The sequence below is a fragment of the [Ruminococcus] torques ATCC 27756 genome (genome assembly GCF_000153925.1).
In the GTDB taxonomy this organism is placed as follows: Bacteria; Bacillota; Clostridia; order Lachnospirales; family Lachnospiraceae; genus Mediterraneibacter; species Mediterraneibacter torques.
Genome location: NZ_DS264346.1, coordinates 95,480 through 108,940 on the forward strand (window position 1 = coordinate 95,480; position 13,461 = coordinate 108,940).

The following is a 13,461-nucleotide window of genomic DNA, read 5'->3' on the forward strand; positions in this document are numbered from 1 at the left end:
AAATGGTAATCAGAGAACTTTATGTTAAAAATTTCGGAAAATTGTCGGAGAAACATTTTTATTTTAGGGATGGAGTACAGGTCATCAGCGGAGAAAATGAGTTTGGAAAGACGACGCTTCATGCGTTTGTGAAAGCGATGCTGTTTGGTTTGGAGCGGGGAAGAGGAAGAGCGGCGGCGAAAGATGATTTTACAAAGTATGAGCCGCGCAGCGGCGGCAGGTATGCCGGTGTCATGCGGTTTGACTGCGGAGGGAGACATTTTCGTCTTGAACGTACATTCGGAACAGGGGTTAAAAATTCTAAGTCGGCGGCTCTGATCTGTGAGGATGACGGAGAAGAATTGTCGGTGGAGCATGGGGATTTGGAAATGCTTCTGGGCGGATTGACTGCGGAGTTGTTTGACAGTACGGTTTCGGTCGGACAGTTGAAAAGCAGACCGGGGGAGGCTTTGTCCGATGCGCTGGAAAATTATGCGGCGAATTATTATGAGACGGGGGGAACAGAACTTGATCTAAGCGGCGCAGTGCAGATATTGAGAGAAAAAAGAAAAAAGACAGATCGGTTCATCCGGGAAGAAGCGGATAAAGAAGAACGGAAAATACAGAAAATGCTTCAGGAATGCGAGTATTTGGAGCAGGATATGGATGAGATCCAAAGAGAGTATGAAGAGAGAAAACAAGAATGGGAGCTGCTTGAGAAAACGATAAAAAATCAGGAAAAAGAAAAAGAGTCTGATTTTAATAAGAGATCTGATGAAGGGACGAAGGAGAGCAGAAGTAAATATTTTATTGCGGCAGGGCTTGGAGGTCTTTTTACCGGCGCGGCAGGACTTTTATGGAGCAGATTTATGGCGGAACAGTCGGCAGTGCCTTCCGCACCGTTTGCATGGATCGGCGTTTTTGCTTTTGTGATCGGCGTGTGCGCTCTTGCGGCAGGAGGTTATGAAGCGGGAAAAAAATCAGGAAAGCGAAAAAAAGAGGACGCCCGTGATGTGCCTTATAATAATTCCGATAAAGACGACGAGAGAAAGAAGAAACAAAAACAGCAGCTGGAGTGGCAGATGGAGCATCTGCGTTTGGAATGGAAGGAAAAAGAGCTGCGTTGTCAAAATGTGCGGGAGCAATGTGGAGATGTGAAAGAAAGCGACGCCGGAAAAAGGCTGAGAGAGCAAAGAGAGGCGCTTGTAATGGCAGAAGAGATTCTTGTGCGGACTGCAAAGGAAACGTCTGATGTGATTTCGCATAAGATAAACGCCCGGGCTTCAGAAATTTTTTCGGAAATCACAGACGGAAAATATCGAAGTGTAAATATACAAAAAGGCGCGGGAATTTCGGCATGGAACGGTATGGATCGCATATCTGTGGACCGGTTGAGCGAAGGAACGTTGGAACAGATTTATTTTTCAATAAGAATGGCAGCGTCGGAAATGCTTTTGGAAGAACCGATGCCGGTTATTTTAGATGATGCGTTTGCGTTTTATGACGATAAAAGGCTTGAATCTGTCATAAAATGGTTGAGCCGGCAGAAAAAGCAGGTTATAATATTAAGTTGTCACAGCAGGGAAGCCAAATTGCTGGAACATTTAGTCTAAATGATAACTAGATCAGATGATCATAAATGAGTGTAAAGAGATAAAAAGGTTATTTCAGAGGTGGAATTTTCATGAAGATAGCATTACCGCGAAAAGTGATGATGATTATAAAAAATTTGCAGCTTCACGGCTATGAAGCGTATGCTGTGGGAGGCTGCGTGCGCGATTCGATCCTTGCGCGCAGACCGAAGGACTGGGATATTACAACTTCCGCGCGCCCGGAGGAAGTGAAGAAGCTTTTCAGGCGGACAGTGGATACGGGGATTGAACATGGAACGGTTACCGTGCTGCTTGGAAGAGACGGTTATGAAGTTACGACATACAGAATAGACGGGGCGTATGAAGACAGCCGCCATCCGAAAGAGGTTTTGTTTACAAACCGATTAGAGGAAGATCTGCGCCGCAGAGATTTTACGATCAATGCAATGGCATATAATGATGAAGTGCGCCTTGTAGATGTGTTCGGAGGAATGCAGGATTTAAACCATCATTTGATCCGGTGTGTGGGAGATCCGAGAGAACGTTTTTCAGAAGATGCTCTTCGCATTTTGCGGGCGGTGCGTTTTTCCGCTCAGCTTAATTTCCCGATAGAAGAGGAAACGGCTGAGGCGGTCAGGGAACTTGCCCCTACACTGGAAAATATCAGTGCAGAGCGCATTCAGGCAGAGCTTGTAAAGCTTCTTGTGTCGGCTCATCCGGAACGGATACAAGATGCGTATGAACTTGGGATCACGAGGATCATTCTGCCGGAGTGGGATGCTATGGCGGGAGTGGAGCAGAATACTCCCCATCATAAATATGATGTGGCACAGCACACGCTCCATGCATTAAAGTATGTAAAGCGTGATAAGATACTGCGTCTTACGATGCTGTTTCATGATATGGGAAAACCGGCGAGAAAAACAACGGATGAAAACGGAAGAGATCATTTTAAAGGACATGCGCTGGTGAGCGAAGCGATCGCCAGGGACGTGATGCAGCGTTTAAAATTTGATAATGACACGATCAAAAAAGTGACGCGTCTCGTATGTTTTCATGATTACCGCACAGAGGCGACGCCGGCAAACGTGCGCCGAGCAATGAATCGGATCGGCGTTGATCTGTTTCCGTATTATCTGGCAGTGCGCATGGCAGATGCGAAAGCGCAAAGTTCTTACAGAAGGCGGGAAAAGATTGAGAATATAGTGGCGATGAGAAAGTTCTATCAGGAAGCGATCATAAAGGATGAATGCGTTACTCTCAGGCAGCTCGCTGTAAGCGGACGGGATCTGATGAATCTTGGCATGAGACCCGGCGTAGAGATAGGAAGGATGTTAAGCGAGCTTTTGGAGTATGTGATAGATAATCCGGAAAAAAATGATAAGAAAATATTATGCAACTATGTAAAGAAAAAAATATCTCAAAGGAATAAAACTGTCTAATCGGAAAAAGAAAAGGAAGGTTATAATTGCCCTCTGCCGTTCATACATTAGAGAGAGCTATAATGTAGAAAACAGGGGGCAGTTATGAGAGAAGAATATGAACTGGAAGTTTTGGAAAAGTATGATATAGAAGTGAAAAGCACCCGGCGGATAAGGGGTGCGTTTTTTTGTATAGGCAGCGAGCTAAAGTCCGGGCGTGTCGGAGACTTTGGCGACTGCTTGCAATCCCGTAGTGTTCCTTTTGGCGCGGCGGGCGATTACGATACGAAAGAAAGGCCGATGCTGCTCAAAGAGACAAAACTGTCAGAGCGGCGCGCCCTTTTTTTATATGACGCTCTAAGTGAAATAGAAAGATGTGGAAATGTAAAAGTTGACACACCTGTCTTTACGAAAGAAGGCGAACTTCGAGCCGCTTCCCGGGAAGGAGCTTTTTATATGCTGAAAAAATGGTATCAGGGAAGAGAGTGCGACGTTCGTCAGGAACAGGACGTTGTACGGGCGGCGGCAAAACTTGCCGTTTTGCATAAAGATATGGAAAAACTGGCTGTAAAAATCCGGCCCGGAGCGGATGCACAGGGAAAAAATCCGGTGGAAGAGGTGCGAAGATATAACAGGGAATTAAAAAAGATCCGTTCATTTATTCGTTCCAGACCTGTTAAAAATGATTTTGAAATTTTGTTTTTGGAAAATTTTGAAAAAATGTACCGTACGGCGGACGATATTCTCGCCAGGATGGAAACTTCCGGCTGCAGAAAGCTTTTTGAAGAGAGCGTATCAAAAGGGAGCGTCGTACACGGAGATTATAATTATCATAATCTGATCATGCTCAGAGACGATATTGCCGTAACTGATTTTGAACATATGCATACGGATATACAGATAAAAGATTTCTGTTATTTTTTAAGAAAAGCAATGGAAAAAAATCAATGGAAACAAAAAACAGGACAAAAAATATTGGAAGCATATGAAGAAGTACGTCCTTTGTCGGAAAGGGAGAAAGAGTTTGCGGCGCTGAGTCTTGCATATCCCGGAAAGTTTAAAAAGATCGCGGGCAGCTATTACCGGTCGAATAAGGCGCACCTCTCGGAAAAGAATGTAGAAAAGCTACAGATATGCATCCGTCAGACAGAAGAGAAATATGAGTTCCTTAGTCGGATATTTCCTTTGAATTTATAAATAATTGTTGTATAATAAAACATATCGGGCATATAGGGGCGGATATAAAATTTATATTAGTTTAGGAGGTAGAAATATGGACTACAAGGCGAGGTATGAAGAATGGATTTCTAATTCATACTTTGATGAAGATACGAGAGCGGAGCTTGAAAGTATCAAAGAGGATGAAAATGAAATAAAGGAACGATTTTACATGGATCTGGAGTTCGGTACTGCAGGACTGAGAGGCATCATCGGCGCGGGAACAAACCGTATGAATATTTATACAGTACGCAAAGCTACACAGGGACTGGCAAACTATATCATGAAAAACGACGGTCAGGGAAAAGGCGTTGCGATTGCGTATGATTCCCGTCATATGTCCACGGAATTTGCCAAAGAGGCTGCATGTTGTCTGGCTGCAAACGGGATCAAAGCATATATATTTGAATCGCTGCGCCCGACGCCGGAGTTATCTTATGCGGTGAGAAAACTCGGATGTATCGCAGGCATCAATATTACGGCAAGCCATAATCCGCCGGAGTATAACGGCTATAAAGTATACTGGGAAGACGGCGCGCAGATCACGCCTCCGCACGATAAAGGAATTATGGACGAAGTGAAGGCTGTGGAAGATTACACAACAATGAAGACGATGACGGAAGAGGATGCGAAAGCGGCCGGACTTTACGAAGTGATCGGCGCGGAAGTTGACGATGCTTATATTGCGGAACTGAAAAAGCAGGTGCTTCATAAAGATGCGATCGAAGCAGCGGGCAAAGATCTTAAGATCGTGTATACGCCGCTTCACGGAACGGGAAACATTCCGGCTCGCCGTATTTTGAAAGAGCTTGGTTTTGAGAACGTATATGTCGTAAAAGAACAGGAACTGCCGGACGGAGACTTCCCGACAGTTTCCTATCCGAACCCGGAAGCCGAAGAGGCGTTTGAACTCGGATTAAAACTGGCGAAAGAGATCGATGCGGATATCGTTCTTGCGACAGATCCGGATGCGGACAGGCTCGGCGTGCGTGTGAAAGATAAAGACGGAGTATATCATGATCTGACCGGAAATATGTCGGGATGCCTTCTTGCGGATTACGAGATCGGACAGAGAAAAGAATTAAAAGGTCTGCCTGAAGACGGATATCTTATCAAGACGATCGTGACTTCCAATATGGCGGATGCGATCGCAGAGCATTATAATGTCGGATTGATCGAGTGTCTGACAGGATTTAAGTATATCGGACAGCAGATTCTCGGATTCGAGACAAAAGGAAAAGGAGAGTATCTGTTTGGATTTGAGGAAAGTTACGGATGTCTGATCGGAACACATGCAAGAGATAAAGATGCGATCGTCGCTACGATGGCTCTGTGTGAAGCTGCCGCATATTACCGCACAAAAGGGATGACGTTGTGGGATGCGATGATCGAGATGTATGAGCGTTACGGATATTACAAAGACGACATCCAGTCTATCACAATGAAAGGAATCGAAGGACTCGAGAAGATTCGTCAGATCCTTGCCACATTAAGAAGCGAGCCTCCGAAAGAAATCGCAGGATATAAAGTACTTAAAGTGAGAGATTATCAGGCGGATACGATTCGGGATATGGAGACCGGAGAAGTTACGGCTACAGGACTTCCGAATTCAAATGTACTTTACTATGAGCTGCCTGACGGAGCGTGGGTATGCGTAAGACCTTCGGGAACAGAGCCAAAAGTGAAATTCTACTACGGCGTGAAAGGTACTTCTCTGACAGATGCGGATGTAAAATCCGACGAAATGGGAAAAGCCATAATGGAAATGGTGAAAAATCTTGACAAAGCTGTGTAAACCCGATATAACAATATTTAAAGGTGGAAATCCGTGTGCGTTCGGAATCTTCCCCTTTAAAATGAATAACATGTATTGTGGTACAATTAAGAGGAGGATTTACCTATGAACAAGACAGAATTGATTACAGCAATCGCAGAGAGCGCTGACATTTCAAAAAAAGATTCTGAAAAAGCGCTGAAAGCTTTTGTTGATGTTGTTACCGAAGAACTTAAAAAAGGCGAGAAGGTTCAGCTTGTAGGCTTTGGTACATTTGAAGTGAGTGAAAGAGCTGCAAGAGAGGGAAGAAACCCGCAGACAGGAAAGACAATGAAGATCGAGGCTTGCAAAGCTCCGAAATTTAAAGCAGGAAAAGCTCTTAAAGACGCTATCAATTAATCAATTCGTTTGAACGGGCAGATAAAAAGGCACTTACGGGTATCATCGTAAGTGCCTTGTTGCTTCTGTTTTTACTGAAAACAGAGGCGGGTCCGGACATTATTGAAGGAGAGAAAAATGCGGCTTGATAAATTTTTAAAAGTATCCCGCCTTATTAAGAGGCGGACTGTAGCAAATGAAGCATGTGATGCAGGGCGCGTTTCCGTCAACGGAAAACCGGCAAAAGCATCTGTGCAGGTAAAACCGGGCGATGTGATCGAGATCTATTTCGGAACAAGAGAAGTGAAAGCGGAAGTGCTGAAGCTGGAAGATACGACGAAGAAGGAAAAAGCAGAGGAATTGTTCCGGTATTTGTAGAGAAAGAGAAAAGAAAAGCATAAATGAAAACAACCTCTCATATATATAACCATGCTGTAAAAAGTTCGGAGGCGGGAGGGAGTTTTCATGGAAGAACAGCGTATTGCGAAGGCGCATAAATTAGTTGTAAATAACAGAAAGACGAGTACGGTGACAGGGGTGCTTGACGTACTGTCTTTTGATCTAAACGAGATACTTCTTGAAACAGAGCAGGGGATGCTCATGGTGAAAGGCACGGATCTTCATGTCAACAGACTGACCGTGGAAAAAGGCGAGGTAGATCTGTCGGGCAATATTGACAGTATTGCTTATTCAAGCGTAACGCCGCAGGCGAAACAGGGGGACAGCTTTCTGACGAAGCTGTTTAAGTAGGATATGATACCCGGGATCGGAGCAGAAGCCGGAATCTTTCTGTATGCGGCGCTGGCGGGAGTCGAAGCGGCGGCAGCTTATCATGTACTTGTTTGTTTTCGGAAGCTTGTTCCTCACAGCGGCTGGGCGGTCAGTCTGGAGGATTTTATTTACTGGCTTGCTGCGAGCATCTATATTTTTCGGAAAATGTATGACACAACATACGGGAGCATCCGCTGGTTTTTTGTGTTTGGGATGCTGTGCGGAGCGGCGGCAGGGCATGCGGGGATCAGAAAGATTGTGAAACTATGTGCCGAAAGATGCGGAAAAAAGGAAAAAACGGAAAAATCGTGCAGAAAAGCAAGGAAAGAAAATAGAAAATAAGTCTTGAAATGAGTCAGAAAAGAAGATACAATATTACTTAACACTGGGGAGTGTAAAGAAAGATGAACAGGGTGAGATAAATGAACGGCAAGAAGAAAAGAACGGCGGACAGAAGGAATGCCGGACGCAGAAGATCGGCACATCTGCACAGTTATAAGAAAAGCGTTTTGATGATTTGTACGGTTCTTGTGTTTTTATCAGGCGTACTTGCGGTGGGCGCGGTAAAGCTTTATGCAAAGAACAACGCGTATAAGGCTCAGGAAGAGGAACTGGCGGCGCAGATCAAAGAGGAAGAGAAGCGCTCGGAAGAAGTGAAAGAATACGAAAAGTATGTTCAGACAGACGAGTATATAAAAGAGACGGCAGAAGATAAATTAGGACTTGTGAATCCGAATGAGATTATTTTTAAACCGTCGAATAAAAATAAATAAGACGAAAAACAAACAGAGCAAAAAAGCCAGACAGGCATGTACGAAAGATAACTCCGGGGAAGATTTCCCGGAGTTTTTTTATTGACGGCGGCGAGTTGAAGTCCGGGTCTGTTCAAGACATTGACGGCTGTCTGTAATTCCGGAATATGACTCTTGGCATTTTCGGTGATGCCGCTTAAGAAAATACCGTGTTACATTAAGACGGGAAAGTCAGATTGTAAGAAAGGGGATATACAATGAAAGAAGGACAGGCTTTGCAGGGAAGTCCTTATGTAGAACAGATTGAAAAATATGCAAGTTCGCTCAAACAGCTTTCCCATACATTTTTAGAGTTAGAGGCACACAAAGAAGAGTTTTCGGGAGCCGATATTGACGGGATGTTTGACCGGGTGAAAGAAAGGGTCTGCAAAAAATGTGAAAAGAACGCGTGGTGCTGGGGAGAGAACTTTGTTCATACGTACCAGATGGGATATGACGTGCTCTCGGCGGTCGATCATTATGGAAATGAATTAAACGTAGAGACAAAGAGAAAACTGATGCAAAGATGCGAGAAAGCTCCGAGATTTTTGCGGGAGATGCTGGAAGGTTTCAGGGATGCGAGACAAACGATCATATGGACAAACCGTCTGGCGCGAAGCAGGGAAGGGTGTGCGTTTCAGATGGATCTTTTTGCCGATATTATGAAACAGACAGTGCGGGAATTGGAAAAAAGTATTTTTACGGATGAGCGCATGGAAAAGAGGATAGCAGGGGCGCTTAGAAAATGTGGAATGCGAGTTTTGTATACATATTTGTTCTTAAATGGCGAAGGAAAGTTTGAAGTACATGTGACAGTACGAAGTACAGGCAAAGAGAAAGGGACGGCAAAAGAAGTCGTTCAGGCCGTATCAGAAGCAGCGGGAAGACGTTTTGTCCTTGCACATGGAAGTCCGCAGGTAGTCGGATTCCGTTATATGACGATCGTATGCAGAGAGGGACCGTCGTACTATACGCTGTCAGGTACTGCCAAGATCGGGAAAGGATGTGCGAAAATATCGGGAGATAATTTTACACTCATGGAACTGCCGGGAGGAAAGAAGGCGGCGGCTCTTTCTGACGGGATGGGCGCAGGTGAGACGGCATGTAAGGAGAGCACGCTTGTGATCGAGCTTTTGGAAGAATTGCTTGCCGCGGGATTCCCGGAAAAAGCCGCCGTTCAGATGATCAATACAACGCTGGCGACAGGGCGGGAGGAGATTCATTATTCGACTGTGGATCTCAGTGTGTTTGATCTGTATTCGGGAGAATGCGAGATCGTAAAAGCAGGAGCTTCCTCGACATTTATTAAGAAAAAAGACTGTGTGGAGCATCTAAGTTCTACGAGTCTGCCGATCGGGGTTGTCCATCATATAGAGATTGATTCTGTCAGGAGAAAACTTGAGGACGGAGACTTTGTGATCATGGTTACGGACGGGATTCTTGACGCCCTTCCGGTAGGAGAGCAGGATATATTGCTTGAAACGATCATTCAGGGAAGCGCTATAGTCAATCCGAAAGAAATGGCGCATCATATCCTGGAACAGGTCCTGGCGTGGACAGGCAGAGAGCCTGCCGATGATATGACGGTGATCGTTGTGGGAATGTGGGAAATATGTGACAGGAATACTTTACAGGCGCGGATGGATTCGGTATAGTATGCGTATAGTGAAAAGCTGTGTATTGCGCGGCGCTTCATACATAAAAACACGGATTTGGTATAGTATACTTATGATGGAAAAAGCAGGAAGAGAAACAGAAAAATTAATAGAGGAATTGATCGTACAATTTCATATGATCGAACATGGAGATGTTGTGATAGCAGGCGTATCGGGCGGAGCGGATTCGGTATGCCTGCTTTTGACGCTCTGCAGTTTGCGGGAAAAGTTCGGTTTCGAGGTAAAAGTGTGCCATGTGAACCACTGCCTGCGCGGAGCGGCTGCGGATGCGGACGAGGAGTATGTAAAGAAGCTTTGCGGCGAACTTGGAGTGGAGTGTCGTGTTTTCCGAAAAGAAGTGGAATTAATCGCTGAAAAACGGAAACAATCTTGTGAGGAAGCGGGAAGGGAAGTACGAAGAGAAGCATTTGAACAAATGTGTGCCGAAAACGGAGGAACGAAGATCGCAACCGCGCATCACAGAGACGATCAGGCGGAGACGGTTCTGCTTAATATAGCAAGAGGAACAGGAATACGCGGCCTTTGCGGGATCGTGCCTGTCAGGGACAACCGGATCAGACCGCTTCTTTCACTTACAAGAGACAGAATCGAGTCTTATCTGCGGGAGAGAGGAATCGTCTGGCGCGTCGACGCAACGAATGAGGAGGACGATTATACACGCAACCGGATCCGGCATAAAGTGCTGCCGGTATTGGAAAACGAAGTAAACGATCAGACGGTGAAACATCTGGAATCGTTATCCCGTCAGGCGGAAGAAATATGTGAATATCTCGATTACAGCGTGCGGCAGTTGTGGAAAACCTGCGTCAGCGTGAGAAAAAAGGACCAAGAACAGAAGGAATCGCCGATAGAACTTGTCATAGAAAAAGAGAGCTTTTTTCAAAGTTTTCCGGCAGTGAGAAAACTGCTTCTGCAAAAATGTATCGGTAAAGTGCGCGGAGGACAGAAAGATCTGACGTCTGCCCACCTTCAGTCGGTTTCGGAATTGTTTGACCGGCAGGTGGGAAAACAGATCGATCTGCCGGGAGGCGTTGCGGCGAAGAGGACATATGACGGGATAGAGATCATAAGGCAAACACAAAGCAGGGCGGAAACGGGAAAAGCGGCGCCGGAGTCAGACGCCGCCGGAAAGTTGGAACTGCGTTTTGTGGAAAACGGAGACATTTTGCAGGCAGAAGAAATCCCGCAAAAAAGTTACACGAAATGGATTGATTATGATATAATTAAATGCGGTCTTTGCGTACGGACAAGGCAGAGCGGCGATTATCTCGTGATCGATGATCAGGGGAGACGTCAGAAACTGAAAGCATGGTTTATCAACGAGAAGATCCCGAAGGAAGAAAGAGACAGGATGCTTCTTGTCGCAGACGGAAGCCATATTGTGTGGATACCGGGATACAGGATGAGCAGAGCGTACAAAGTGACAGAAAAGACAAAAAATATTGTTGAGATAAAGATTACGGAGGAAGAAAAAGATGGCAGAAACGATCAGAGAGATGATTTCGGAAGAGAAAGTTGACGAGAGGATCAGGGAACTCGGAAGACAGATCAGTGAAGATTACGCAGGAAAACAAATTCATTTGATCTGTGTGTTAAAGGGCGGCGTATTTTTTATGTGTGAGCTGGCTAAGCGGATTACCGTGCCGGTTTCTATGGATTTTATGTGTGTCGGAAGTTACGGAGACGGAACGGCTTCGAGCGGAGTTGTTCGTATAGCGAAAGATCTGGATGAGTCGATCGAGAATAAAGAAGTGCTTATTGTGGAAGATATCATTGATTCCGGGAATACACTGTATTACCTGATCGATGTGCTGAAAAAGAGAAATCCGGCAAGTATGCGCCTGTGTACGCTTTTGGATAAGCCGGACCGCAGAGTGAAAGATGTAAAGGTTGATTACTGCGGATTTGAGATCCCGGATGAATTTGTTGTGGGATATGGGCTTGATTACGCCCAAAAATATAGAAACCTTCCGTATATCGGCGTAGTGGAAGGCGTGGAATAATCAGGAGGATCAGTTTTGGATAATAACAGAAATTACAGAAGTGTGAATGGATTTACGATCATTATATTTATGGTGATCGTTTTTGGCGCGCTCTGGATGGCAAACCGGATGCAGATGCATCGACAGGAGATGACATACACAGAGTTTGTTAAGCAGGTTGAGGCAGAAAATGTAACAGAAGTATATATCGATCAGAATAAGGCAGTTCCGACAGGTACGGTAGTGTTTGCTCTGAAAGATACAGATGAGAACCGTTCGGTCAATGTGTCGAATGTGGAAAAAGTAGAGAAACTGCTTGATAAAAACGAAGTTTTATATCAGGTATCCGCAATTCCGGAAACGTCGATGCTTTCTTCCGTTCTTCTTCCGACCGTGATCACGCTTGGCGGGATCATGCTGCTTTTCTTTCTTATGAACCGTCAGGGAAACGGGGCGAATGCAAAAGCGATGAACTTCGGAAAAAACCGCGCCCGCATGACAAATCATGACGAGATAAAGGTGACGTTTGCAAATGTAGCGGGACTACAGGAAGAGAAAGAAGAACTTGCGGAGATCGTCGATTTTTTGAAAGCGCCGAAAAAATATGTGCAGGTAGGCGCTCGTATTCCGAAAGGCGTTTTGTTGGAAGGACCTCCGGGAACAGGAAAAACACTTCTTGCAAAAGCTGTTGCAGGAGAGGCGGGAGTGCCGTTTTTCAGTATTTCGGGTTCGGATTTTGTGGAAATGTTCGTAGGTGTCGGCGCATCTCGCGTGCGTGACCTTTTTCAGGATGCGAAGAAAAATGCTCCGTGTATTATTTTTATTGATGAGATCGACGCTGTGGCAAGACGAAGAGGCAGCGGACTTGGCGGCGGTCATGATGAAAGAGAGCAGACGTTGAATCAGCTTCTCGTTGAGATGGACGGATTCGGCGTCAACGAGGGAATTATCGTGATGGCTGCGACGAACAGAAAAGATATCCTTGACCCGGCAATATTAAGACCAGGACGTTTCGACAGAAACGTACTTGTAGGCCGGCCGGATGTCGGCGGCAGAGAGGAGATCCTGAAAGTTCATGCGAAAAACAAACCGTTGGCGGAAGATGTGGATCTGAAACAGATCGCTCAGACGACGGCAGGATTTACAGGGGCGGATCTTGAAAACCTGCTGAATGAAGCTGCGATCATAGCTGCAAAGGATAACAGAATGTTTATCCAACAGAAAGATATCCGTCATGCGTTTGTAAAAGTAGGCATCGGAGCGGAGAAAAAGAGCCGCATCGTATCTGAAAAAGAGAGAAAGATTACGGCTTACCACGAGGCGGGACATGCGATTTTGTTCCACGTTCTTCCGGATGTAGGACCTGTATACAGTGTGTCTATCATTCCGACCGGCGGGGCAGGGGGATATACGATGCCTCTTCCGGAGAAAGACGAAATGTTTAATACAAAAGGGCAGATGCTTCAGGAAATTACGGTTTCCTTAGGCGGTCGTGTAGCTGAAGAAGAAATATTTGACGATATTACGACAGGCGCTTCGCAGGATATCAAACAGGCGACTGCGATCGCAAAATCAATGATTACAAAGTTCGGTATGTCCGAACGCCTCGGATTGATCAACTACGACAATGACAGTGACGAAGTGTTTATCGGACGCGACTTCGGGCATACGTCAAGAGGATACGGAGAAAAGATCGCGGGAACGATCGACGAGGAAGTAAAACGTATTATTGACGAATGCTATGCCAAAGCCCGTTCTATTCTTGAAGAATACCATGATGTTCTTGAGGCGTGCGCAAAACTTCTGCTTGAAAAAGAGAAGATCACACGAAGCGAGTTTGAGGCATTGTTTGAGGACGGAGTGTCGGAGGAGGGGTAAT

13 protein-coding genes are annotated in these 13,461 nt (G+C 45.5%); all 13 read left to right on the forward strand.

What is annotated here, in order from left to right; all coding sequences use genetic code 11:
• Positions 1-2 precede the first annotated feature (2 nt).
• Positions 3-1,592, forward strand: coding sequence for an ATP-binding protein (locus RUMTOR_RS04975; RefSeq protein WP_004846038.1), 1,590 nt, complete (start codon positions 3-5; stop codon positions 1,590-1,592).
• 71 nt (positions 1,593-1,663) lie between these two features.
• Positions 1,664-3,013 (forward strand): CCA tRNA nucleotidyltransferase, encoded by a 1,350-nt coding sequence (locus tag RUMTOR_RS04980; protein ID WP_004846041.1) that lies wholly within the window; start codon positions 1,664-1,666, stop codon positions 3,011-3,013.
• Positions 3,014-3,097: 84 nt separating this feature from the next.
• A complete protein-coding gene (locus RUMTOR_RS04985) occupies positions 3,098-4,189 on the forward strand; it encodes a CotS family spore coat protein (RefSeq protein ID WP_004846042.1) in 1,092 nt (363 codons plus the stop codon).
• A 76-nt stretch (positions 4,190-4,265) separates the two neighbouring features.
• The gene (locus RUMTOR_RS04990; RefSeq protein ID WP_004846043.1) at positions 4,266-6,005 is read left to right on the forward strand and encodes a phospho-sugar mutase; all 1,740 of its coding nucleotides are present in this window, start codon (positions 4,266-4,268) and stop codon (positions 6,003-6,005) included.
• A gap of 105 nt (positions 6,006-6,110) precedes the next feature.
• Entirely contained in the window at positions 6,111-6,383 is a 273-nt protein-coding gene (locus tag RUMTOR_RS04995; protein ID WP_004846044.1) for an HU family DNA-binding protein, read from the forward strand.
• 117 nt (positions 6,384-6,500) lie between these two features.
• Positions 6,501-6,740: an RNA-binding S4 domain-containing protein gene (locus RUMTOR_RS05000; protein WP_004846045.1), complete on the forward strand. Its 240-nt coding sequence runs from the start codon at positions 6,501-6,503 to the stop codon at positions 6,738-6,740.
• A gap of 87 nt (positions 6,741-6,827) precedes the next feature.
• A complete protein-coding gene (gene yabP, locus RUMTOR_RS05005; RefSeq protein ID WP_004846047.1) occupies positions 6,828-7,112 on the forward strand; it encodes a sporulation protein YabP in 285 nt (94 codons plus the stop codon).
• A gap of 3 nt (positions 7,113-7,115) precedes the next feature.
• Positions 7,116-7,475: a spore cortex biosynthesis protein YabQ gene (yabQ, locus tag RUMTOR_RS05010; protein ID WP_004846048.1), complete on the forward strand. Its 360-nt coding sequence runs from the start codon at positions 7,116-7,118 to the stop codon at positions 7,473-7,475.
• Between the two features lie 80 nt (positions 7,476-7,555).
• Entirely contained in the window at positions 7,556-7,906 is a 351-nt protein-coding gene (locus RUMTOR_RS05015) for an FtsB family cell division protein (protein WP_004846049.1), read from the forward strand.
• Positions 7,907-8,142: 236 nt separating this feature from the next.
• Positions 8,143-9,579: a SpoIIE family protein phosphatase gene (locus RUMTOR_RS05020; protein WP_004846050.1), complete on the forward strand. Its 1,437-nt coding sequence runs from the start codon at positions 8,143-8,145 to the stop codon at positions 9,577-9,579.
• Positions 9,580-9,652: 73 nt separating this feature from the next.
• Positions 9,653-11,119, forward strand: coding sequence for a tRNA lysidine(34) synthetase TilS (gene tilS, locus RUMTOR_RS05025; protein WP_004846051.1), 1,467 nt, complete (start codon positions 9,653-9,655; stop codon positions 11,117-11,119).
• A complete protein-coding gene (gene hpt / locus RUMTOR_RS05030; RefSeq protein WP_009320674.1) occupies positions 11,076-11,603 on the forward strand; it encodes a hypoxanthine phosphoribosyltransferase in 528 nt (175 codons plus the stop codon). The genes tilS and hpt overlap by 44 nt, the downstream gene beginning before the upstream one ends.
• Before the next feature lie 15 nt (positions 11,604-11,618).
• Positions 11,619-13,460 (forward strand): ATP-dependent zinc metalloprotease FtsH, encoded by a 1,842-nt coding sequence (gene ftsH, locus RUMTOR_RS05035; RefSeq protein ID WP_022003086.1) that lies wholly within the window; start codon positions 11,619-11,621, stop codon positions 13,458-13,460.
• Position 13,461: the final 1 nt, after the last annotated feature.

Coding starts and splice junctions, on each gene's coding strand:
- RUMTOR_RS04995 (WP_004846044.1), top strand. CDS start 6,111: ATGAACAAGACAGAATTGATTACAGCAATCGCAGAGAGCGCTGACATT.
- RUMTOR_RS05000 (WP_004846045.1), top strand. CDS start 6,501: ATGCGGCTTGATAAATTTTTAAAAGTATCCCGCCTTATTAAGAGGCGG.
- RUMTOR_RS05020 (WP_004846050.1), top strand. CDS start 8,143: ATGAAAGAAGGACAGGCTTTGCAGGGAAGTCCTTATGTAGAACAGATT.
- RUMTOR_RS04985 (WP_004846042.1), top strand. CDS start 3,098: ATGAGAGAAGAATATGAACTGGAAGTTTTGGAAAAGTATGATATAGAA.
- yabQ (WP_004846048.1), top strand. CDS start 7,116: ATGATACCCGGGATCGGAGCAGAAGCCGGAATCTTTCTGTATGCGGCG.
- RUMTOR_RS04990 (WP_004846043.1), top strand. CDS start 4,266: ATGGACTACAAGGCGAGGTATGAAGAATGGATTTCTAATTCATACTTT.
- RUMTOR_RS05015 (WP_004846049.1), top strand. CDS start 7,556: ATGAACGGCAAGAAGAAAAGAACGGCGGACAGAAGGAATGCCGGACGC.
- tilS (WP_004846051.1), top strand. CDS start 9,653: ATGATGGAAAAAGCAGGAAGAGAAACAGAAAAATTAATAGAGGAATTG.
- yabP (WP_004846047.1), top strand. CDS start 6,828: ATGGAAGAACAGCGTATTGCGAAGGCGCATAAATTAGTTGTAAATAAC.
- hpt (WP_009320674.1), top strand. CDS start 11,076: ATGGCAGAAACGATCAGAGAGATGATTTCGGAAGAGAAAGTTGACGAG.
- RUMTOR_RS04975 (WP_004846038.1), top strand. CDS start 3: ATGGTAATCAGAGAACTTTATGTTAAAAATTTCGGAAAATTGTCGGAG.
- RUMTOR_RS04980 (WP_004846041.1), top strand. CDS start 1,664: ATGAAGATAGCATTACCGCGAAAAGTGATGATGATTATAAAAAATTTG.